12 protein-coding genes and 1 pseudogene are annotated in these 22,269 nt (G+C 68.4%); 6 read left to right on the plus strand and 7 right to left on the minus strand.

Annotated features, from left to right (window positions below):
- Window positions 1-223, minus strand: a 223-nt coding sequence (locus ACWEO7_RS25920) for a DUF6986 family protein (RefSeq protein WP_452426919.1), incomplete at its 3' end; no start/stop codon positions are given.
- 489 nt (window positions 224-712) lie between these two features.
- On the opposite strand from ACWEO7_RS25920, the gene ACWEO7_RS25925 reads away from it, so the two are divergent.
- A complete protein-coding gene (locus ACWEO7_RS25925; RefSeq protein ID WP_452426888.1) occupies window positions 713-1,471 on the plus strand; it encodes a hypothetical protein in 759 nt (252 codons plus the stop codon).
- Window positions 1,472-1,587: 116 nt separating this feature from the next.
- Window positions 1,588-2,259, plus strand: a pseudogene (locus tag ACWEO7_RS25930) (dienelactone hydrolase family protein); the annotation flags it as partial.
- On the opposite strand, the gene ACWEO7_RS25935 reads toward ACWEO7_RS25930, so the two are convergent.
- Complete coding sequence (locus ACWEO7_RS25935; RefSeq protein ID WP_452426890.1) at window positions 2,240-3,361, minus strand: CapA family protein; 1,122 nt, start codon at window positions 3,359-3,361, stop codon at window positions 2,240-2,242. The pseudogene ACWEO7_RS25930 and the gene ACWEO7_RS25935 overlap by 20 nt on opposite strands.
- An 89-nt stretch (window positions 3,362-3,450) precedes the next feature.
- On the minus strand, window positions 3,451-3,990 hold the full coding sequence (locus ACWEO7_RS25940) for a hypothetical protein (protein WP_452426892.1): 540 nt from the start codon (window positions 3,988-3,990) through the stop codon (window positions 3,451-3,453).
- A gap of 688 nt (window positions 3,991-4,678) precedes the next feature.
- Here ACWEO7_RS25940 and ACWEO7_RS25945 point away from each other — a divergent pair.
- Both ACWEO7_RS25945 and ACWEO7_RS25950 read left to right on the plus strand, forming a co-directional pair.
- The gene (locus ACWEO7_RS25945; protein WP_450021201.1) at window positions 4,679-5,455 is read left to right on the plus strand and encodes an MHYT domain-containing protein; all 777 of its coding nucleotides are present in this window, start codon (window positions 4,679-4,681) and stop codon (window positions 5,453-5,455) included.
- 134 nt (window positions 5,456-5,589) lie between these two features.
- Window positions 5,590-6,558 (plus strand): TIGR03557 family F420-dependent LLM class oxidoreductase, encoded by a 969-nt coding sequence (locus ACWEO7_RS25950; RefSeq protein WP_450021203.1) that lies wholly within the window; start codon window positions 5,590-5,592, stop codon window positions 6,556-6,558.
- A 178-nt stretch (window positions 6,559-6,736) separates the two neighbouring features.
- On the opposite strand, the gene ACWEO7_RS25955 is transcribed toward ACWEO7_RS25950, so the two are convergent.
- From ACWEO7_RS25955 to ACWEO7_RS25965, 3 genes are all read right to left on the minus strand, one after another.
- Window positions 6,737-7,348 (minus strand): TetR/AcrR family transcriptional regulator, encoded by a 612-nt coding sequence (locus ACWEO7_RS25955; RefSeq protein ID WP_452426894.1) that lies wholly within the window; start codon window positions 7,346-7,348, stop codon window positions 6,737-6,739.
- A complete protein-coding gene (locus ACWEO7_RS25960; protein WP_452426896.1) occupies window positions 7,345-8,976 on the minus strand; it encodes an FAD-binding oxidoreductase in 1,632 nt (543 codons plus the stop codon). Before ACWEO7_RS25960 ends, ACWEO7_RS25955 begins: the two co-directional genes overlap by 4 nt.
- Before the next feature lie 99 nt (window positions 8,977-9,075).
- On the minus strand, window positions 9,076-10,113 hold the full coding sequence (locus tag ACWEO7_RS25965) for a cupin domain-containing protein (RefSeq protein ID WP_452426897.1): 1,038 nt from the start codon (window positions 10,111-10,113) through the stop codon (window positions 9,076-9,078).
- Window positions 10,114-10,476: 363 nt separating this feature from the next.
- Between ACWEO7_RS25965 and ACWEO7_RS25970 the strand changes: the two genes are divergently transcribed.
- Window positions 10,477-19,584: an amino acid adenylation domain-containing protein gene (locus ACWEO7_RS25970; protein WP_452426899.1), complete on the plus strand. Its 9,108-nt coding sequence runs from the start codon at window positions 10,477-10,479 to the stop codon at window positions 19,582-19,584.
- Here the strand turns inward: ACWEO7_RS25970 and ACWEO7_RS25975 are convergent.
- Window positions 19,574-20,710 carry an NAD(P)/FAD-dependent oxidoreductase gene (locus ACWEO7_RS25975; protein WP_452426901.1) on the minus strand — a complete coding sequence of 379 codons (1,137 nt, stop codon included), beginning with the start codon at window positions 20,708-20,710 and terminating at the stop codon, window positions 19,574-19,576. The two genes, ACWEO7_RS25970 and ACWEO7_RS25975, sit on opposite strands and share 11 nt — an antisense overlap.
- A 189-nt stretch (window positions 20,711-20,899) precedes the next feature.
- Between ACWEO7_RS25975 and ACWEO7_RS25980 the strand changes: the two genes are divergently transcribed.
- Window positions 20,900-22,267 (plus strand): wax ester/triacylglycerol synthase family O-acyltransferase, encoded by a 1,368-nt coding sequence (locus ACWEO7_RS25980; protein ID WP_452426903.1) that lies wholly within the window; start codon window positions 20,900-20,902, stop codon window positions 22,265-22,267.
- Window positions 22,268-22,269: the final 2 nt, after the last annotated feature.

Genomic DNA, 22,269 nt, shown 5'->3' on the forward strand with positions numbered 1-22,269 from the left:
GCGCGGCCTCCGGGTCGGCGTCGGGCACGATCTGGGTGGAACCATCGCATACCCACACCCCGGTCTGCGCGGCCGCGACTTGCATGACCGCCTTCCGAAAACCGGCGTCGCGGCGTCCGAAGGTGTCGTTTCGGCGGAAGCGGCGGGAGCCGTGATGACGCCCAAGGAGGCGGCCATTGCGGTCGCGGCGACGATTTTCGTTATTTTGGTGGACATAGTGCATCCTTTGGCTCGAGTGAAATTTAACCTGTGACTCACAGATTTCATGCTTCACCTATAGTCCGGTCGGCGCCAGTCAAGGAAATGTCAAGTTCCCCGGGGTTTCGTAACAGCACGATCACCAACGGTGCTCTTTTTGGGGCAGCGGAATTCGCTTCTACCCGAAAACATACCGGCAGCTTAATTTTTGCCTATACTTCCCGGGTGTTCGCGTTGATATGCGCTCGAATCGCATGCTTCCAATGGATATATGGTCTTCTTTGGTCGTGTCGTGGCGCGACGGTTTCGAATCTGATGAGTTCGAATCTGATGAGGTAGCCCCGATGGGCTGTACCCATTGGCTCAGTGCGGCACAGTGGCACTGGGTGACGCTATCGTTACATCGCCGACGCGAGTCGGGCCCGTAGTCCGCTCGCCAGACGCCGATCGGATCCTCCCACAGGTGGTGAGTCGGGCCCGCATGCGAGCAGAGACGCGACCCTAAACTGAGGTAATGGTGCAGCCAACGCCCTGGGAGTCGGGCGAAGTGCGAGACGACCGGTCCGTCCAGCAGAACCGGGGGGTGGGCGCCGCCGTCGTGTCAGCGAAGGCAATTCTGGCCGCCCTGGGAGGGCATTGGGGCTATGTGTGGGCCGCGGTCGGTGGCCTGGTGACGCTGGTGCTACTGTTCCAGCCGTGGCTCACCGCCTCAGGCGCCAATGGCAAGGTGAGTACCAACGCATTCGGCCGGATGGAGATCACGACGCGGTACCTCAACGTCTGGTCGCGATCGTCGCCGCCCTCCGCCCGGGTCACGAACTTCTGGGCACTGCTGGCCTGTGCCGCGATCATCGTCGCGATCTTCGCGGTGGTGGTGAACCTGCGCCTGCGTATCGGGGCCCTTGATCGGCTGGCAACACTGGCCACGTTGATCGGCGCGTTGTTCGTTATGTCCACTGTGATCTACATCAATAGCAAGAGCCCGGAGTTGAAGGCGATGGTCGTACGCAAATATGATCTGGGTGGACAGATCGGATCATTGATCAGCTGGGCGTTCGGCAACGGCAGGCTCGTCGTGCCAGGTATCGGGCAGGCGTCCTACACTTCCGCGACGCTCACGCCGTGGGCGCTGCTCGCGGGAGCGACATCGCTGTGCTCGGCGGTGGCCGCCGTCGCCCAGTGGGTCCGCAACCGATCGGGCAATCTGTTCCTTCCGGTGCGCGTCAACATCGTGAAGTCGGAGAACTCCAACGAGCCCGATGACGCGGACTGATCATCGACTGTCGGTGGCGGCGGTTCGCCGCAGCCACCTGACCGTTGTGCGGACGAAATCCCTTCCCCTCTTGCGCACGGCCAGCCTCACCGGGTACTGCGGATAGCAGGAGGTGTTCGATGCCGTCCGCACACCCGTCCCCGACGCGGACAGAAGAGGTCATCGTGCCGTCGGAGTACACCCGACTGGCCGGGGTGCTGGCTGTGCCGCCGGAGCGCACCGCGCTGATCGCCTTCGCCCATGGCAGCGGCAGCGGCAGGCGCAGTCCGCGCAACCGGTTCGTCGCCGAGGTCCTCAACCAGGCGGGATTCGCGACGATGCTGGTGGATCTGCTGACCGTCGAGGAGGAAGGCGATCGCGCCCGCGTGTTCGACATCCAGTTGCTCGCTCACCGGCTGGTCGAGGTGACGCACTGGCTGCGGACGCGGCCGGAGCTCGGTGGCCTGCCGACCGGATATTTCGGGGCGAGCACCGGCGCGGGCGCGGCACTGTGGGCGGCGACCGAACCGGGCACCGAGATCGCGGCGGTCGTCTCCCGTGGCGGTCGCCCGGATCTGGCCGGTTCGCGGTTGGGCTCGGTCCGCGCACCGACACTGCTCATCGTGGGTGGCAACGATCGATGGGTGCTGGAGATGAATCGGGAGGCGCAGTTACGGATGCCGTGCCCGAGTGAGCTGGACATCGTTCCCGGCGCGACACACCTGTTCGAGGAACCCGGTGCGCTCGAACAAGTCGCCGACTCGGCGGTTGCGTGGTTCCATCGCCATCTCACCGTCGTGCGGCACTGAACACCACAGGGAGGTCGTCGGTTCCGGGCGCCACGCGGGTGCCGAAACCGCGGCTGATGTCTTCTAATTTGGCGCAGAGCCAACGGGATTCGGCGCGCGGGGCCCATTCCAGGCGCATGTGCCGCACCTGCAGTGGAATCAGCCGGACCTCCGCCGAACCGTGGTCGACCGCCACGAGATACAGCGGATGCAGATCCGTGTGGTACCGCTCGTGGCCGCGGATGCCTTCGTAGTCGTCGATGACGTCGCCGCACCCGTAGAGGATCGGTTTGCCATGGTAGATCTCGATCGGGCGCGGATGGTGCGCGGAGTGCCCGTGCACCACGTCGACTCCGGCGTCGATCAATCGGTGTGCGAACTGCGTTTCGGTTCGCGTCACGTCGTAGCCCCAGTTCGGCCCCCAATGCACGGAAACGATGCCGATGTCGTTGTCCCGCTTGTGCGCCGCCACCTCGGCGGCGACATCATCGGCCGCCGCGGCGCCGGGGGAGTAGCCCACTCGCCACAGACCCGGCCGGTCGCGCCGTGCCGACCAGGATTCCGGAACACCGCTGGATCCGGCGGCGACCGACACGATCACCACGCGGCGGCCGTCGGCGAGTTCCACCGTGGCGGGGGCACGGGCGGCCGCGAGGTCGGCCCCCGCGCCGGCGCGGTCGATATGCGCGGCGTCGAGCGCTTCGAGGGTGTCGGCGAGCCCGGGAATTCCGAAATCGAGCACGTGATTGTTGGCCAGCGCGCAGACCACCGGTGCGATCGCGGTCAACGCGGGCACGTTGTCCGGATGCATCCGGTAATGAATGCCCTTCGCGGGAGCGAACGCGCCGTCGGCGGTGATCGACGTCTCCAGGTTGAGCAACCGCACCTCGGGGTCGAGCTGGGCGAGCAGCGGCAGCACATCACCCCACAAGTGCCGGTATCCGACCGGATGAGTGAACTCGCCGTGCGCGCGCTCGGCCAGCTCCACGTAGGTTCGTGCGTCGTTGACGTACCGTTCGCGCAGCCTCGGGTCGCCGGGATGCGGCAGGATCTGGTCGACACCCCGGCCCAGCATGACGTCGCCGCCGAGCAGCACCGTCGCCATGTCACCATTGTCGATCATCGCGGCCTCGATGTGAACGCGCCGCTGGTCGCGTGCCGCACCCGAGTACCGGGCGTGACCCGAGCTCGCCGAACTCCCGGAGTGGTCGGCTACCGAGTCGCCTGCCGGGCCATCGAAATCAGCTGTTGCGGGTCATCGGCGTAGACGGTGGCGATGATGTTCGCTCGCGCGGCGAGATCACGGGCGAGATCGCGGATCTCCTCCGACGCGGCCGGGTCGGCGTCGATCCCGGCCAGCAGATCGCGGGTATGGATCGCGGTAGCCTGCGCGCAGCGTCGCAGGCGTGCTTTGGCGACGGTGTCGAGCGCGGCGGGACTGAGATAGCGCTGAATGTGCTCGCCGCGGTCGGTGACCTGGTTGACGATCGGTTCGGTCGCCGCGTCGGTGAGCCAGCGTTCCGCGTCGGCCGTGATCTCGAAGACGAGATCGTGGTCTCGGATGTCGGTCGGATTGGCGGAGGTGGTCAGCAGGGCCATGCTCGCCCGGCCGATCGCGAGGAACCCGCTCATCGCGTGGGCGAGCAGGATATGCGGATTTGCTGTCGGCAACTGATGTAGGCGTTGCCCCACGACGGTGACCCAGCAGGCGAGGTGTTCGGCTCCGGTGTCGATCGACGTCGCTGTCGGCATAGCGCGACCATACGCTGTTACCCAGGTGAGACATGCGAAGAAACGCTGAAAGTTCGCCAGAAGTCGCGATTGGGCCTGATCGCCGGCCCGGCTCGCTCCGTTGCGCCGCCGCGGCAGCGCCGGAATCGGCGTCCCGATGGTCGAGTTCGTGCTGGCCTCGGACGACGATCCCAGGAGATACGAGGGCGTGGAAGGTCTTCGCCGGAGTGGGTCATCGGGGACGGAGGCCGGGGCCGTCGCGTCCGGCCGTGGGCGTTAACTGCGATTATGCCCGTGCTCGGTTTCCGAAAGGTCTGGCGGCTGTGCCGAAATCGCATTCGCACGTGCATCCGAACACGAGTCCGGTTGACCGATACGGCACTTCGAAGTTCGGCTACCGCTCGGATGCCGGCGTCCGGGTGGGCCGGTACCGGCGGCCGCGGGTCCGGTGAGTGAGATACGGGTCGTGCTGCCGTCACGTGGAAGCCAGACACTAGCTGTCGACCGACCTTGCGCGTAGAGGCGACGCCGCGGACCGAAGCGTCGTCGCTTCGATGGCCTGTCGGCGCGGTGTTCCCGCTGGTTGGAACTCATCCTATGTTTATAAAGAGGATAGTAGTACTCTAAACCATCTACCTGCAGTTTCACTATGTGAGATCCGGGCTTCGCTTCGCCGGTGGCCCGAATCTATCCAGCGAGGGAGTGTCGCGTGCTGGAAATCGACCACTTCAGTCACGGATGGCTTACGCCCATCGTCGCCTACGTCATGTCGTTCACCGGATCATTGCTGGGACTTCGATGCGTGGCCAGATCGCGTACCGGGTCCGCACGCGACGGCTGGCTGATCGCCGCGGCGGTCGCGATCGGCGGCACCGGCATCTGGGTCATGCACTTCATCGCGATGCTCGGCTTCGCCATCGAGGGGGCGACGATCCGGTACGACGTTCCGATCACCCTGCTCAGCGCCGTGATCGCCATCGCGGTGGTGTGGATCGGACTGCGCATCGCACACCAGCGAGCGCTGGGACCGGTGGGACTGCTGGCCGGCGGCGGGGTGACCGGTCTGGGCGTCGGCGCGATGCACTACGCGGGCATGTACGCCATGAAATCCGACGCGATGATCGGCTACGACGGACGGATCGTCGCGTTGTCCATGGTGATCGCCGTCGTCGCGGCGACCGCCGCGTTGTGGTTCACGCTGCACACCCGCAGCACGCTCGTCACCGTCGGCGCGGCGGCGGTCATGGGTGTCGCGGTGTCCGGCATGCACTACACGGGCATGCTCGCGATGCATGTGCACGAAGCCGAGCACATGCACGCACCCTCCGGGGCCGGCGCGACGCAGTTGCTCACCCCGCTGATCGTGAGCATCAGCCTGGTGACGGTGCTGCTACTGCTGCACCTGGGTGTCACGGAAGTCGACGACGAGAACACCTATGTGCCGCAGGGCCGGCACGCTGCCAGTTACTGGCCGACTCGTGAGTGAACCGCCCGGGTTGCGCTTTGTCGCCGGTCGGGCCGAATGACGCGGCGAAGTTTTCACTGCCGCATGCCGGGTACGCGCGCCAAGAGCCGGTTCGCGCGGTGGCCGGCCGCTCCCAGTCGAACCAGGAGGTGGCAATGCGCATCGGGTACAAACTGGCGGCCGAGGCATTCGGTCCGAACGAGCTTGTCCGGCAAGCCGTTCGGGCGGAAGAGGCGGGTTTCGACTTCGTCGAGATCAGTGACCACTTCCATCCTTGGCTGGACAACCAGGGGCACTCGCCGTTCGCCTGGACCGTGCTCGGAACCATCGCGGCGAAGACCGAGCGGATCGAACTCGCGACCGGAGTGACCTGCCCCATTCTGCGATACCACCCCGCGATCGTCGCGCAGGCGGCAGCCACTCTGGCGATCTTGTCCGGCAACCGCTTCACCCTCGGTGTCGGTTCTGGTGAACGTCTCAACGAGCATGTCGTCGGCCGGGAATTCCCGCCCGTACGCATCCGGCATCGCATGCTGCGCGAGGCCATCGAGATCATCCGCTTGCTCTGGAGCGGCGGCTATCACTCCTACGAGGGGGAGTTCCTGAGCCTTTCCGACGCACGGGTCTTCGATCTGCCCGAGACCCTCCCGCCCATCGCCGTCGCCAGCGGTGGGCCGGAGGCGGCCGGCATCGCCGCGGAACTCGGCGACGGCCTGTTCGCGACCGAGCCCGAGTCCGAAATCGTCGAGCGCTACCGCGCGGCGGGCGGCGCGGGCCCCCGATACGCGGAAGTCGGCATGGCGTGGGCGCCCGACGAGGAGACGGCGGCGAAGGCGGTGCTCGATACGACCCGCTGGGCCCTGACCGGCTGGAAGGTGATGAGCGAGTTGCCGAACCCGGTCAATTTCGCCGCCGCGACCACCACCGTCCGGCTCGAAGACGTCCTCGACAACTTCGCCTGCGGTCCGGACCCGGCCCGCTATCTCGATGCCGCCCAGCAGTACACCGATGCGGGCTTCGACCATCTCGTGATGCAGAACGCCGGCCCGGACCCCGACGGCTTCCTGGACTTCTACCGCCGTGAACTCGACAAGCCTCTCCGCGCACTGACCCCGAGCGTCTGAGCGCGAAACTTCCGTCATCGACGGGTGCGCGGTCGTCGTCGGTATCTTCCGTCGGGCCGTGCACGTCGCGGGTGGGCAGCCGCTCACGCCCGCCGGGGTGCGGCGCATGTCCGGCTTATTCCGCGCGCAACGCGTTGCCCGCGACGAGGTGTTGCATCGGAAGGCAAGGTGACCGCGGTCAAGTCCGTCGAGTGGTCGTTCCACGGATCGTGGTGAACAGGCGCAGGCAGCGCTGGGTCATGTCCTCGGGCGTGTGGTCGGGATGGTCGCTCCACCACGAGATGGTGGTGGACACGATGCTGAACCACAGCGCCAGCAGCAGCGAGTGATCGCCGGGATCGGAGCTGCCCGCATCGGCCAGAATCTCCGATACCCCTGCCGAGCCCATGCCGTTCAAGGCGTCCTGATAATGCCGGGCCACCGCGAAGGCCGCGCCCGCACGTGGCAGTGTGGAGTCGTAGACGATCTTCCAGTTCTGGGTGCGTCCGTCCAGTGCGTGGAAGATCCCGGTCAGTGTCGCCAGCGCCCGGTCGTGCGCACCATGCGTGGACTGGGCCGCCGCGACCGCGTCGACCAGGCTCTTCCCGGCGCGGTGCACGCAAGCCGCGTGCAGTGCGTCGCGGGAGCCGAAGTAGGCGTACACGAGCGGCTTGGAAACGCCTGCGGCCGAGGCGATTTCGGCGACCGAAGCCTTGGCGTAGCCGCGTTCGCCGAATTCGGTGGTGGCGATGTCGAGGATCTGCTCTTCCCGCAGCTCGCGCGGCACGCCCTTGGTGCCCGGCCTGCTCACCGGTCCTCCCGGGTGGCCCGGTGTACGACCGGGTCGATCAGCACACCGGGATTGAGGATGCCCGCGGGATCGAGTGCCGACTTGGCCGCGCGCAGCGCCGCGGCGAAAGGTTCGGGTCGCTGGCGGTCGTACCAGGGGCGGTGGTCGCGGCCGACGGCATGATGGTGCGTGATAGTCGCGCCGTTGCGGTGCAGCGCCTCCGACACGGCCGTCTTGATCTCGTCCCATTGCTCGACGGTCCGTCCCCACCGGCCCGCGGCGTAGATGCCGAAGTACGGCGCGGGTCCGTCCGGATAGACATGGGTGAACCGGCAGGTCGTAACACCGGTCACGCCGGCGGATCGGAACGCGTCGGTGGTCGCTTCCTGCACCGCCGCTCGCAGGGCCTCGAAACGGTCCCAGGTGCAGGCTGTTTCGAAGGTCTCGACGATCATGGATTGGGCGGCGAGCGCGTCGCGCTGGTAGGGCATGCGCAGGAACGCCGAGCGCCACGCGTCGGCCGCGCCCGTGCGCGCCGAGTCGTCGGCCGAATCGGTGGTGCGGACCCCGTCCGGAACCGTGCCGCCGTGCTCGCGGCAGATCTGCACCGCACGACGCATCGGCTCGTCGACGGGATGGTCGGCGGACTCGAAGCCGAGGACGAGCACCCCGCCCGCCGCGCTGGTGCCCGCGTTGATGAACGCCTCCACCGCATCCAGCAGCCGGCAGTTCGCCGGATACAACGCGGACTGGGCGATGGCGCGCGTCGCGGCCACGGCCGCGCCGTAGTCGCCGAACACCACCGACGCCCCGGACCGCCACCGCGGACGATTTTGCAAGCGCATCCACGCTTCGGTGATGACGCCGAGGATGCCCTCCGAGCCGAGGAACATCCGATCGGGTGACGGACCCGCGCCGGACGCGGGCAGCCTGCGGGATTCGCTGATCCCGGCCGGTGTGACCACCCGCAGCGATTCGACCATGTCGTCGATATGGGTATAGACGGTCGCGTAGTGCCCGCCCGCCCGGGTGGCCAGCCAGCCACCGAGCGTGGAGAACTCGAACGACTGCGGAAAGTGCCGCAGCGTCAAGCCATCCGGCCGCAATGCCGTTTCCAGCGCCGGGCCGAGTATGCCCGCTTGGATTCGTGCGGCTCGGCTGGTGCGGTCGAGTTCGACGATCCGATCCAGGCGGCCGGTGTCCAGTGAAACCGACCCCGCATAGGCGTCGGCGCCGCGGAGTTCGACACCACCCACCACCGACGTTCCGCCGCCGAACGGCACCACGGCGACGCCCGCGCTCGCGCACCAGTCCAGGATGTCGAGGACGTCCTGCTCGGTCCGCGGCCGCAACACCTGGTCGGGTACGTGGTCGACGCGGCCGAGCAGATTGCGCACCACATCGCGGAATGCCTGCCCATGGCCGTGTGCGACCCGGTCGCCTAGGTCTTCGGAGGCCAAAGGGGTCAACGCATCCGGCACCCGGACGCGTGGCGCAGGCACGCTCAACGACGTCAGTTCCGGCGCCTCGTGCACGGTCAACTCGGCTTTCGGCAGCAGTGCCGCCACGCGTTCGGTCAGGATCTTCCGCTCGGTCCCGGTAACCGCGTCCTCCCGGTTGCCCCAACCCCACCACGATTTCGTCGCCATCGCTTCGCTCCATCCGCTGAATTGACTCGATGGTAAATTACCTGACGATCAATTGGCGGCGAATGCTCGATGTCGCGGGCGGCCGACGCCGCGCCGCGACTACCGGACCAGTGCGTTGTTCCGCGTGACGATCAACGGATCGCTCGGCGTGAAGGGCAGGTCGGGAAGAGCGTCCAGGGCGACGCCGAACGTCGCGGCGAGCACTTTCCTGGAATAGGCGCTCATCGAGGCGCGGTAGCCGATGTCCGCGGGCGTGGGTTGGTCGAAGAAGATCAGCAAGTGGATCTCGGGGGAGTCGACGACTTCGATGTGGTGCGGGTAGGCGCGCGGGACGAAGTACACCTCGCCTTCGCGCACGATGTAGGTGTCCAAGGTGCCGTCCGGATCCATGATCGTCATTCGCGCCGAGCCGCGATGGACGTAGCCCATTTCGGCGGTCACCGGATGCCAGTGCGGTTCGCGCATGCCGTCTTCGCGCACCCGCAGCGAGTACATCGAGATGTCACGCAATGCGGGCCAGAACTGGGCGCGGGCGGTGCGCGCGGAACCGACCGGCGAGTCCACCGGGGCGGGCATCGCCTCGATCGCGAAGTGGTGCGGATCGCCGTAGTGGGCGGTGCACGGGATGTCGGGCTCGCCCTCGCGTTGCACGACGAGTCTTGCGGTGGTGTCGCGCCGGATCTTCGCGAAGTCTTCGGCGGGCAGGTCGTAGGTGTTGCCGAGCACCGAATCGGTCATCGCGCCGAGACTCGCGCTGAGTCCGAAGTCCTCCGGTCGTTCGTGGCGGAAGGCGAGGATGAACTCGGCCTCGGCATCGCCGACATTCTCCACGTGATGCAGCGCGCCGGAGTCGATGTGGAACATCTCGCCCGCGCTCACCAGGAACGAGGAGAATCTGCTGCCGTCGTCCAAGACCGAGACCAACGCCCGGCCCGCGGTGCAATAGGTGAGTTCGGTGGCGTTGGCATGCCAGTGCGGTTCGCGGATCGCGCCGGGCGCGAGCGTCAGGCGTTTGATCGAGAGCCCGCTGAGGATCGGGAAACTGTCGGCGGTGAGCCGGGTGAGCGAGCCCAGTTCGCTGCGGTGGATCTGCTCACCCTTCCGCAGGGAGGCCACATGGATCGATGGTGTCTGCACGGTTGCTCCTCGCTCGCGGTCGAAGGATCGGTGTCGCGCGATCGCGCCGGCATCGGCGCATGGCAGCTCGGGGAAACCGCGCCACACGCGTCATAGCAGAGAACCTTGGGTAGTGATTTACGGCACAATAAGTAGTGCTGACGAGTGGTGCCCAAACGAATGTTTTTCACATCACACCATGTCATAGCCCAATACGGGTGCGGGTAATCCTAGGACCTTTAACACCCTCGGCGCGCCGATCCGATCGGTGTTCGCTAAGGTCCGTTCTGCACGCTCGGGTCATGGTTCACGCATTTGAGGCACCGCTTCTGGCTCCATAGCCGGAGCGGACGATGATCGACCAGAGAGTGAACTCGCCGCCGCATGACCCCGACACGCCGTTCTGCACGTCGCACCCAGCACTCACGAGCACGCAATCTTCTGTTCCCGCAACTGCTCACGGCCGCGGTCGACACGGCGTTCGACTCGGCGGCCCTCCGGTACAATCCCGCCGGCGATCCCGCGGATCAGCGTGAGCTCAGCTACCGGGAATTGGACGAGATGTCCTCGCGATGGGCCCGCTACCTGATCGGGTTCGGCGTGGGGCCGGGAGACTTCGTCGCGGTGGCCGTCACCCGCTCGATCGAGTCGGTGCTCGCGGTATGGGCGGTCGCGAAGACCGGCGCCACGTACGTGCCCGTCGATCCCTCCTATCCGGCGGATCGGATCGCGCACATGATCGCCGACTGCGGCGCCGTCGTCGGCCTCACCATCTCGGCGCATCGCGCGGCACTCGTCGCACCCGGCATGACGTGGATCGAACTCGATTCCGAAGCGCACCGGGAGAAGGCCGCCGCCGCGCCCGGCCATTCGATCTGCTACCTGGACCGGCTTCGTCCCCTCACCGAACAGCACCTCGCCTACCTGATCTACACCTCCGGCTCGACGGGCAAGCCGAAAGGCGTCGCGGTCACCCATGCCGGTCTCGCGGGCCTGGTCGAGCACGAGATCGCCGCCCGGGCGGTGAGCCAGGCATCCCGCGTCTCGCATCTGTGCACGCCGAGCTTCGACTTCTCGGTGATCGAGATGCTGCTCGCCTTCTCGGCGGGCGCGACGCTGGTCGTGGCGCCGCCCACGGTGTTCGGCGGCGCCGAACTGGCCGACCTGCTGCGGCGCGAGCGGGTCACGCATCTGTGCATCACCCCGGGAGCCCTGGAATCCATCGATCCGGCCGGGCTCGACGACCTCAGGGCCATCTTGTGCGGCGGGGAGCGTGTGGGCCCCGAGCTGGCCGCCCGGTGGGCGACCGGCGGCCGGTCCTTCTATATCGTGTACGGCCCCACCGAGACCACCATCTTCGCCACCGGCACCGAGGCGCTGTGTGCGGGCGGCGCGACCCATATCGGCACTCCGGTCCCGGGGCTGGGCGTCCACGTGCTGGACGCCCGGCTGCGGATGGTGCCCACCGGCGTGATCGGCGAGCTGTATCTGTCCGGACCAGCGCTGGCGCAGGGGTACCTCGGACGCCCCGGGCTGACCGCGGACCGATTCGTCGCCAATCCGTTCGCGGCGGTACCCGGCTCCCGCATGTATCGCACCGGCGATCTGGTGCGGCGCGACTCGGCGGGACACCTCGAACACCACGGACGGGTGGACTTCCAGGTCAAGATCCGAGGGCTGCGGATCGAACTCGGCGAGATCGACAACGCGCTGACCGCCCACCCCGACGTCGACTACGCCGCGACACTCGGCACGACACTGCCGTCCGGCGCCACCGCGCTGGTCTCCTACGTGCTGCCCCGAGCGGCGACCGGCCCGGACGGCAGCGGCCGGGTGGCGCTGGACACCGCCGAATTGGCCGATCTACTGGCGAAAACCCTTCCGGCATACATGATTCCGGCCGCGATCACGGTGCTCGACGAACTCCCGCTGACGCCGGTCGGCAAGCTGGATCGCGCCGCGCTGCCGGAGCCGGTACTCAATACCAGGCAGTTCCGTGCGCCCGCCACGCCGACCGAGCAGGTGGTCGCCGACGTCTTCGCCGCGCTGCTCCTCCCGCCGGGCGACTCCCGAACCGCCCGGGTCGGTGCCAACGACGACTTCTTCGAACTGGGCGGCAATTCGCTGATCGCGACGCAGGCCGCGGCGCGGCTCGGTACCACGCTGGGCGTCCGCGTTCCGGTCGCGCTGCTGTTCGAGGCCTCGGTGGTGGCGAAACTGGCCGAACGCCTGAACGAACTGGCTCGAGTCACCCACCCGGCGCCGCGACCGATGGCGCGACCGGACCGGGTGCCGCTGTCGTACGCACAGCGCCGGATGTGGTTCCTCAATCGGTTCGACCCGGCCGCAGCGAGCAACAACATCCCACTGGCGGTGCGGCTGAGCGGACAACTGGACGTGGACGCGCTGCGGGCGGCGATCCGGGATCTGGTCGAGCGGCACGAGGTGCTGCGGACCAGCTATCCGGAGCGCGACGGGACGGGCAGCCAGCGGGTGCACGCGCTGTCGGAGCCGGGCGCGGTGCCCGAACTGCCGGTGCTCGACGTCGCCGAAGCCGAGGTCCTCGAGCACACGGTGGCCGCGGTGGTCGAGGGCTTCGATGTCACCGCCGCGCCGCCGCTGCGGTTGCGTCTGCTGCGTTCGAGCGAGTCCGAGCACGTGCTGGTCGGCGTGGTCCATCACATCGCCGCCGACGGCGCCTCGATGGGCCCGCTGACCACCGATCTGATGACCGCCTACTCGGCCAGGACCGAGGGCCACGCTCCCGCTTGGCAGCCGCTGCCCTTGCAGTACGCGGACTACACGTTGTGGCAGCGCGAGATGCTCGGCGCCGAGAGCGATCCGGACTCGACACTCGCCCGCCAGCTCGGTTTCTGGCGGCAGCGGCTGGCGGACCTGCCGGAACGACTGGACCTACCCGCCGACCGGCCGCGCCCCGCGGTGTTCTCCGGTCGCGGCGCCACCCACGAATTCAAGATCGACGCGACGGTGCACGCCGCACTGAACCGGCTGGCGCAGCGCCACGACGCGACGTTGTTCATGGTCGCGCACGCCGCGTACACGGTCTTGCTGGCCCGGCTGTCGAACACCCGTGACATCACCGTCGGCGCGCCGGTGGCCGGTCGTGGCGAGGCCACGGTGGACGGCCTGATCGGCATGTTCGTCAACACTCTCGCGCTGCGTACCGAGATCGACCCCGGCCACAGCTTCACCGAGCTGCTCGAGCAGGTGCGCAGGCGGGACATCGAGGCCTTCGGCCACGCCGACGTGCCGTTCGAACGCCTGGTGGAGGTGCTCGACCCGGTGCGGTCGAGCGCGCATCACCCGCTGTTCCAGACCATGCTGACCTTCCAGAACTTCGCGCCGACGGCACTGGAACTGCCCGGGCTGCGGGTTTCCGCGGTGGACTTCGCGCTACCGCTGGCGAAATTCGACCTCGAGCTGACCATGGTGCCGCACGAGGACGAGCGGACGCCGCTGGGCATATCGGCGGCGTTCACCTATTCCGCCGACCTGTTCGACGAGGCCACGGTGGCGGGATTCGCCCGGCGGCTGTGCGTGATCCTCGCGGCCGTCGCGGATTCGGCGGATCGGGCGGTCGGGGAGATCGACTTGCTCGATTCCGCGGAGCGCACCGCGATTCTGAACGGGTGGAACGACACCCGGCACCCGGTCGCGGCGGGGCTGGTGCTCGACGGGTACCGGCGTGCGGTGGCCCGGCACCCGGACGAGATAGCGGTGGTCCACGCGGATACACAGTTGACCTACCGCGAATTCGACGAGCGGGTCAACCGGCTCGCCCGGGTACTCGTCGACCACGGCGTCGGCGCGGAAACCCTTGTGGTGCTTGCGGTCCGGCGGTCGGTGGATCTCGTGGTCGGCATGTACGCGATCCTCACCGCCGGTGGCGCGTACGTACCGCTCGACCCCGATCACCCCGCCGAGCGGATCGCGCACGTGCTCGAGGTCGCGAAACCGGTCTGCGTGCTCACCACTTCCGCCGACGCGATCCCGATACCCGATCATGTCGCCGTCCTGTCCCTGGACGTCCTCGGCGCGGATCAGCGCTCGGGAGCTGCGATTCGTTCCGACGAACTGAGGCGGGCGGTGCTGCCGCAGCACGCCGCCTATGTGATCTTCACGTCCGGTTCGACCGGGCGTCCGAAGGGTGTGGCGGTCTCGCACGCCGCGATCGACAACCAGATCGAGTGGATGCTCGCCCAGTACCCCATGGGCCCGCGGGACGTATACCTGCAGAAGACCGCGGCGACCTTCGACGTCTCCTTGTGGGGCTACCTGATGCCGTTGCGCGCGGGCGCGAAACTCGTGCTCGCCGACCACGACGGGCACCGTGACGCCGCCTACCTCGCCGCGGCCGTCGCCGCGCACCGTGTGACGGTCACCGATTTCGTGCCCTCCATGTTGACCGAGTTCGCCGCCCACGCGACGGCGGAAAGTCTCGCGACACTGCGGGATCTGTTCGTCATCGGGGAAGCTCTGCCGCCGGAGACCGTGCGCGCGGTCCGCGCGGTCTCCGGCGCACAGGTGCACAACCTGTACGGACCCACCGAGGCGGCGGTCTCGGTGACGTACCAGCGCGCCGGAACGGGCGACGGTGTGACGGTGCCGATCGGGCAGCCGCAGTGGAATACCCAGGTATACGTGCTGGATTCGCGCCTGCAGCCGGTTCCGGCCGGGGTACCGGGCGAGCTGTACCTGGCCGGGGAACAGCTGGCCCGCGGATACGTGCGACAAGCGGCGCTGACCGCAGACCGTTTCGTCGCCAACCCGTTCGACCGCGGAACCAGGATGTACCGCACCGGCGACCTGGCGGTCTGGCGTGCGCCTCGCGCGGACGAGCCGCAACGCCTGGAATACCTCGGGCGCACCGACTTCCAGGTGAAATTCCGCGGCCAACGCATCGAACTCGGTGAGATCGAGACGGCGCTGCTCGCGCAGCCGTCGGTGAGCCAAGCGGTCGCGGCGGTGGTGGCATCGTCCTCGGGAGATCGGCTGGCGGCCTATGTCGTCGCGCGTCCGGGGCAGGTCATCGATCGTGGCGAACTCATTGCCGGGATGTCGGCGGTCCTGCCCGCCTACATGATCCCGTCCGCGCTGGTGGAGCTGGCAGCGCTGCCGCTGAACGCGAGCGGGAAACTCGATCGCAAAGCGCTGCCCGAGCCCGCCATCGAGGCCACGGCGTTCCGAGCGGCGCGCAACCCCGCCGAACAGGCCGTCGCGCAGGTGTTCGCCGAACTGCTCGGCGTCGAGCGAGCGGGCATCGACGACGACTTCTTCGCGCTCGGCGGCAATTCGCTGCTCGCCACCCGGGCCGTCGCACGGGTGAACGAGGCGCTCGGATCGCGGATCACCGTGCGGGATCTGTTCGAGGCGCCCGTGGTGTGGGCACTCGCCGCGCGGGTGGTCGCCGGTGGGGCGGGCGTGGCTCGCGCGCCCTTGGCGCGAGTGCGACGACCGGATCGCATCCCGCTGTCGCCGGCGCAGCAGCGGATGTGGTTGCTCAACCGCCTCGAGCCGGACTCGCCCGCCTACAACATGCCCTTCGCCGTCCGGCTGACCGGCACTCTCGATCGGCCCGCGCTGCGCCACGCGCTCGCCGACGTGATCGAACGGCACGAGGTGCTGCGCACCCGCTACCCGGTCGACGCCGACGGACAGCCGTATCAAGAGATCCTTCCGACCGATGCGGTCCTTCCCGACGGCATCGTGATCGAGCACGGTGTCACGGATGCCGCGGCCATGGTGGACGCGCTGATATCCGCGGGCTTCGACGTGACCGCGGACGCGCCCGTGCGGCTGCGGCTGTTCACCTCGGGCCCCGATCATCTGCTCGTCATCGTGACCCACCACATCTCGGCGGACGGGTCGTCGCTCGCGCCGCTGGCCCGTGACCTGGTGACCGCCTACGTGGCCAGGCTCGGCGGCGGCGCGCCGGACTGGCCGCCCCTGCCGGTGCAGTACGCCGATTACGCGATCTGGCAGCACAGCACGATCGGATCCGAGGACGACGAGGATTCCGTTGCGGCGCAACAGCTGTCGTATTGGCGCGGACAGCTGTCCGGGCTCACCGGACCGCTGGAACTGCCAGCCGATCGCCCGCGCTCGTCGACAGCCTCGACGCGCGGTGCCTCGACCGGCTGCACGATCCCGGCGCGGGTCCACGAGCGGCTGACCGGAATCGCGCGCGAGCACAACGCGACGTTGTTCATGGTGGTGCACGCGGCCCTCGCCACGCTGATCGCACGCCTCTGCGGCGCCACGGACGTCGTCATCGGGACCCCGGTGGCCGGGCGGGGCGAACGTGCGCTGGACGACCTGGTCGGGATGTTCGTCAACACGCTGGCGTTGCGCGTCGACGTCGACCCCGACGTGCGGTTCCACGATCTCGTCGAGCGCTCCCGTGAAGTCGCCGTCTCGGCCTTCGCCAACGCGGACGTTCCTTTCGAGCGAGTGGTCGAGGAGGCCGATCCCGCGCGCACCGGAGCGCGCACCTCGCTGTTTCCGGTGATGCTGTCGTTCCAGAACCTCGAGCAGCCCACCCTGGAGTTGCCGGAACTGACGGTCACCGCCGTCGACAACGGCGAGCTCACGGCCAAATTCGATGTGCAAGTGGTCGTCGAGCCGCGGGCGTGCGGCGACGGCCGGACGGAATCGGCGGTGACCTTCACCTATGCCACGGACCTGTTCGACGAATCGACCGTCCGCGCCTTCGCGCGCCGGTTCGAGCGCATCGTGTGCGCGGTCGCCGAAGATCCCTCGGCGCGGGTGTGGGACATCGACATCCTCGACGAGAACGAACACTGCCCGGCGGTCGCGCACGAGGCGCGGGCCGGGACCGAACCGGTGGCGATCCTGCCCGAGCTGATCGGCGAGCAGGCCCGGCGTAGGCCGGAGGCGGAGGCCGTCCGGTTCGGTGCCGCCACACTGAGTTTCGGCGCGTTGTCCAAGCGCGCGAATCGAATCGCCCGCGCGCTGATCGCCGCCGGAGCGGGCCCGGAAACCCTCGTCGCCGTGGCGGTCCCGCGCACCGAGGACCTACCGGCTGCGTTGCTCGGAGTGTTGGCCGCCGGTGCCGCCTACCTGCCGATCGACCTCGGCTATCCGGCGCAGCGGCTGGCGTTCGTGCTCGCCGACGCGGAACCGGTGTGCGTGCTGACCACCGCCGCCGAGCGCTCCGGCATCCCGGACACCGACCTGCCCACCGTGCTGCTGGAGCAGACGGCGGAGTTCGCCGACGATCCGATCACCGACGCCGACCGGGCGTCGCCGCTGCTGCCGGACAATCTCGCCTACGTCATCTACACCTCGGGTTCGACGGGCGTGCCGAAGGGTGTCGGCGTGACGCATCGCAATGCGGTGCGACTGTTCACCGAGGCGCGGCCGCTGTTCGAATTCGGCGAGCACGACGTCTGGACGTTGTTCCACTCCTTCGCGTTCGACTTCTCGGTGTGGGAGCTGTGGTGCGCGCTCGTGACCGGCGGCACCGTCGTCGTGGTGGACTACGCGACCTCGCGCTCACCGGAACTGTTCCGTGAGTTGCTGATTCGCGAGCACGTAACGGTGCTGAACCAGACGCCGTCGGCATTCTGTCAACTGGTCGAAGCCGATCGGGACGCCTCGGCCGCGTCCGGCGAATTCGCGCTGCGGTATGTGATCTTCGGCGGTGAGGCGCTGGATCTGCGGCACCTGCGACGCTGGCGTGAGCGTCGTCCGGGGGAATCGCCGCGACTGGTCAACATGTACGGCATCACGGAGACCACCGTGCACGTCTCCTTCCTCGACGTCGGCGCGGAACTGATGGACAGCCCGGCCAGCTTGATCGGACGAGCGCTGCCCGGGCTGGACACGCACGTGCTGGACATCCGTCTGCGACCGGCGCCGGTCGGCACGCCCGGTGAGATCTATGTCGCGGGCGGTCAGCTCTCCCGCGGCTACGTGGGGCGGCCGGGGCTCACCGCGACGCGGTTCGTCGCGAATCCCTTCGGGCCGCCGGGATCGCGGATGTACCGCTCGGGTGACCTCGCGCGCTGGAACCGGTTCGGCGGCGACGCCGGGCTCGCCTACTCCGGTCGCGGCGACCAGCAGGTGCAGTTGCGCGGGTTCCGTATCGAACTAGGGGAGATCGAATCGGCGCTGGTGCGGTGTTCCGGCGTGCGTCAGGCCGTCGCGCTGGTCCGGACCGATCCGACGCTCGGTGACCAGCTCGTGGGGTATGTCCTGCCCGAGCCGGGGGCGCGGCCGGACCCGGCCGAGTTGCGTGATCAGGTGGCCGAACACCTGACCGGGTACATGGTGCCCGCCGCGATCGTGGTGATCGACGCCATCCCGTTGACCCCCAACGGCAAGCTTGACAAGCGGGCGTTGCCCGCGCCGGCGTTCCGCACGCGCGAGTTCCGCGCTGCTGTCACTCCCGTGGAGGCGACCGTCGCGGCCGCCTTCGCCGCGGTGCTCGGCGCCGAGCGCTTCGGCATGGACGACAACTTCTTCGAGCACGGCGGCAACTCACTGCTCGCCGCGAAGCTGACTCTGCGGCTGTCGTCCGCGCTGGGCACCCGGATTCCGGTGATGCGGGTGTTCACCGCGCCCACACCCGCGGAACTGGTCGCCGACCTGGCCCGCCGTGCGAGCGGCGAAGTCCGGACCGAGGCGGCCTTCGACATGCTGCTGCCGCTGCGTCCCGGCGGTTCGGCCGCGCCGCTGTTCTGTGTGCATCCCGTGTCGGGCATCTCCTGGTCGTATGCGGGCCTCGCCGCCTACCTCGACCCGGAACGGCCGCTCTACGGCCTGCAAACGCCCGTACTGGCCGGCGATGAGGTGATGCCGGATTCGATCGAGGAATGGGCCCGCCGCTACCTGGAGCTGATCCGCGCGAAACAACCGACCGGTCCTTACCATCTGCTCGGCTGGTCCTTCGGCGGCGTCATCGCGCACGAGATGGCGGTCCAGCTGCAACGCGAAGGCGAGCGAGTCGCGCTGCTCGCGGTGATGGACAGCTACATGGCGGATCCGCCCGGCACGCCGGCGGGTGACGCGGGCCAGGTTCCGGTGGCCGAGTTGATCGGCGGTCTGCTGGGTGAGCAGGCGGGCGACCTCGGCAACGTCGCGGAGGTGGACTGGGCCACGCTGCCGCAGAAGATGACCGAACTTCCGGAGCCGTTCGCGTCGTTCGGCTCCGACCGCGTCACCCGGATCCTGGACGCGGCGGTGCATTCGGTCGCGCTCCGCGGCGCCTACGTCCCGCCGGTGTACCGGGGCGATGTCCTCTATTTCACCGCCGCGCTCGACGATCCGACCGGCTGTGTCGGCGCGTCGATCTGGAACGAGGTCGTCGACGGCAGCGTGCACAACCATCCCGTGTCGACGACGCACTGGCGGATGACCGTCGCGTCCGGCCTGGCCGAGATCGCCGCGGTGCTGACCCGCGCGTGGCGAGCGGGCGAGCATGGCGGGGAGGACTCGGTCAGCCGGTGAACCAGCGGTGCAGCCTGGCCTCGGCGGCGGCGGCCTTCTCCCGGGCGAGTTCCACCGAGGGCACGGTGAACGGTGCGACCGGCGCGGGACCGGAGAGGAAATCGGCGTCCACTTTGCCGACCAGCCCGCCGCCGAACTCGATGTGGCAGGTGCCCCGCCCGCGGTACTGTTCCTGCGGCGCCGAGCCGCCGAACCCCGCCTCGATGCCCGCGGCGACCGTACGGGCGGCGTCCTCGGCGAACACGCCCGCGCGTGGGACCGGTGCGTCGGCGCAGTCGCCGAGGGCGTAGACGCCCGGATACGGCGTCTCGAGGGTGTGCGGATCCACGGCGATCCAGCCGTCGGTCCCGCCCTCGGTGAGCCCCGACGCCTCGACGACCGCGGGAACCCGGTGTTTCGGGATTCCGATGAACAGGTCGTAGGGCTCGTCTCCCGTCCTGGTGACCGCCATGTGGCGGTCCGGGTCGAGCGCGTGCACCCGGCGTCCCGGCGAATACGCGATGCCACGCCGGGCCAGCGCTTCGACGATGGCGGCGGAGGTGTCCGCGGACACCGGAATCGGCGCGTCCATCGGGGTGAGCAATCGCATGTGGGTGCGGTCCCGGATCCCGCGCCTGGTGAGCGCTTCGTGCAGGAGCATCGCGCCTTCGTAGGGCGCGGGCGGGCACTTGAACGGGACGCTCAGCACCGCGAGGACGACGGCTCCGCCGTCGAAGCCCGCCAGGCGTTCGCGCAATCGGCGGGCGCCGTCGATCGAGTAGTACTCGTAGCCGTCCTCGACGAAGCCGGGGGTCGCGCCGGGGTCGTAGTCGGCGCCCAGCGCGACGACGAGGATGTCGGGGTCGTACACCGCCTGGTCGGTGCGGACGCGGCGGGTTCTCGGGTCGATCTCGGTGACCTCCTCCTGCCGGAATTCGACGCGCGGATGGGTGAAGCGGGAGTACGGCACCCGCGCTGTCTCCGGCGGCAGGTCACGGAACAGAATGTCCAGTTTGGCGAAGCCGAAGGTGAAGGAGTCGTTTCGGTCGATGATGACGACACGGAGCTCGTCGGCCGGCGAACCCGACAGACGGGTGGCCAGCTCCAACCCTCCGAACCCCGCACCGAGAATGAGCACGGTTCGCATACGCCGATTCTTCCCCCGGCGACGCCGCCGAGTCGAGGGTGCTTCCAAGGCCTGCCGACGGCCGAGTCCCGGTCCGGTGACGGGGCCCGCCGTGGCCGGAGTGCCCTGCGTTCGGTGACCTTCGGCCATCATCTGTACCGACGCTTCGCGCGATGCTGGAAAGACGAAGCGACTCGAATGAGCATCCCCATGACAGAACTACGACCCCTCGATTCCGGCTTCATGGAACTGGAGGACTCCGACCGGCATATCAGTCTCGGCATCGGCGCGGTGGCGATCATCTCCGGTGCCCCGCCGAGCAGGTCCGAGTTGAGCGGCGTAGTCGCCAAGGGCGTGCAGCGGAACGCGCGCTTGCGCCAGAAGGTGCGGCGGGCGCCGCTCGACCTGGCCACGCCGGTGTGGGAAGACGACCCCAATTTCGATCTCGCACACCATATTCGGTGGACGGCGCTGCCCACGCCCGGTGACGAGGCCGCGTTGTGCGAATTGGTGGCGACGGAACTCGAGGAGCGACTCGATCGCGACCACCCGCTGTGGCAGTGCGTCGTCGTCGAACACCTCGCGGCGGACCGCTGGGCACTGGTGGTCAAAGCGCATCACAGCCTGGTGGACGGCGTATCCGGCATCTCGGTGTTTCGGAGTTTCTGCGATGCCGTGGCCGAGGAGCCGAGCGATCCGGTGACCGAGCCAGCGAGCCGTACCAAGGTGCGCCGGCCGGATCCGGTTCGAGAACTGTCGCGGCTACCCGTCGTCGTGCCGCGGACGGTGGTCGCCATGACGCGCGGTCTGGCGCCGCTGCTGTCCGCCGTCTTATCGCCGGCCACCGAGTCCTCGCTGAACGGCCCCATCGGACGACAGCGCCGGTATGTCGTGGCCCGGGCCGCCCTGTCGGATGTACACGAGATCGGCGCGGTGTTCGGCGTCACGGTCAACGATGTCGTCCTGGCCGCGGTCGCCGCCGCTTATCGGGAACTGTTGGTCGGCCGCGACGAACGGCCGTCTCCGGACAAACTGCGTATTCTCGTCCCGATCTCCATGCGCTCCGAACAAGCGAAATACACAATGGACAACCGAGTTTCGGCGGTGCTGCCGTTCCTGCCGATCGAGGTCGCCGACCCGGTGGAGCGGCTGAGGGCGATCCGGGAACGGATGAACCGGCACAAGTCGGGAGGCGAAGCGCAGGCGGAGAAATCGGTGCTCGCGCTGGCGGGCTTGCTGCCGTTCGCGCCCCTGGCGTGGAGTCTTCGTCTGCTGGCACGGTTTCCGCAACGAACCGTGGGGGCGCTGGTGACGAATGTGCCGGGCCCGCGTGAACAGCTGACCGTGCGCGGGCGTGTGGTGTCGGAACTTCTGCCTGCCATGCCGATCGCCATGCGGTTGCGCACGGCGGTCGCGGTCCTCAGTTATGCGGGCCACCTGACCTTCGGCATCACCGGCGACTATGACACCGCTCCCGATATCGCCGTGCTCGCCGAAGGCATCGAGCGGGAGATCCGGCGGCTGCGGGAGCGGGCCGGGATCCGGCGACCGTCCCGGCCCGAGGTGACCCGGCCGTGACG

Source organism: Nocardia sp. NPDC004260 (genome assembly GCF_053603155.1).

Excerpts from the sequence above, each read along its gene's own strand:
- ACWEO7_RS25940 (WP_452426892.1), bottom strand. The coding sequence starts at position 3,990 with ATGCCGACAGCGACGTCGATCGACACCGGAGCCGAACACCTCGCCTGC.
- ACWEO7_RS25960 (WP_452426896.1), bottom strand. The coding sequence starts at position 8,976 with ATGGCGACGAAATCGTGGTGGGGTTGGGGCAACCGGGAGGACGCGGTT.
- ACWEO7_RS25975 (WP_452426901.1), bottom strand. The coding sequence starts at position 20,710 with ATGCGAACCGTGCTCATTCTCGGTGCGGGGTTCGGAGGGTTGGAGCTG.
- ACWEO7_RS25980 (WP_452426903.1), top strand. The coding sequence starts at position 20,900 with ATGACAGAACTACGACCCCTCGATTCCGGCTTCATGGAACTGGAGGAC.
- ACWEO7_RS25950 (WP_450021203.1), top strand. The coding sequence starts at position 5,590 with ATGCGCATCGGGTACAAACTGGCGGCCGAGGCATTCGGTCCGAACGAG.
- ACWEO7_RS25970 (WP_452426899.1), top strand. The coding sequence starts at position 10,477 with ATGACCCCGACACGCCGTTCTGCACGTCGCACCCAGCACTCACGAGCA.
- ACWEO7_RS25935 (WP_452426890.1), bottom strand. The coding sequence starts at position 3,361 with ATGATCGACAATGGTGACATGGCGACGGTGCTGCTCGGCGGCGACGTC.
- ACWEO7_RS25925 (WP_452426888.1), top strand. The coding sequence starts at position 713 with ATGGTGCAGCCAACGCCCTGGGAGTCGGGCGAAGTGCGAGACGACCGG.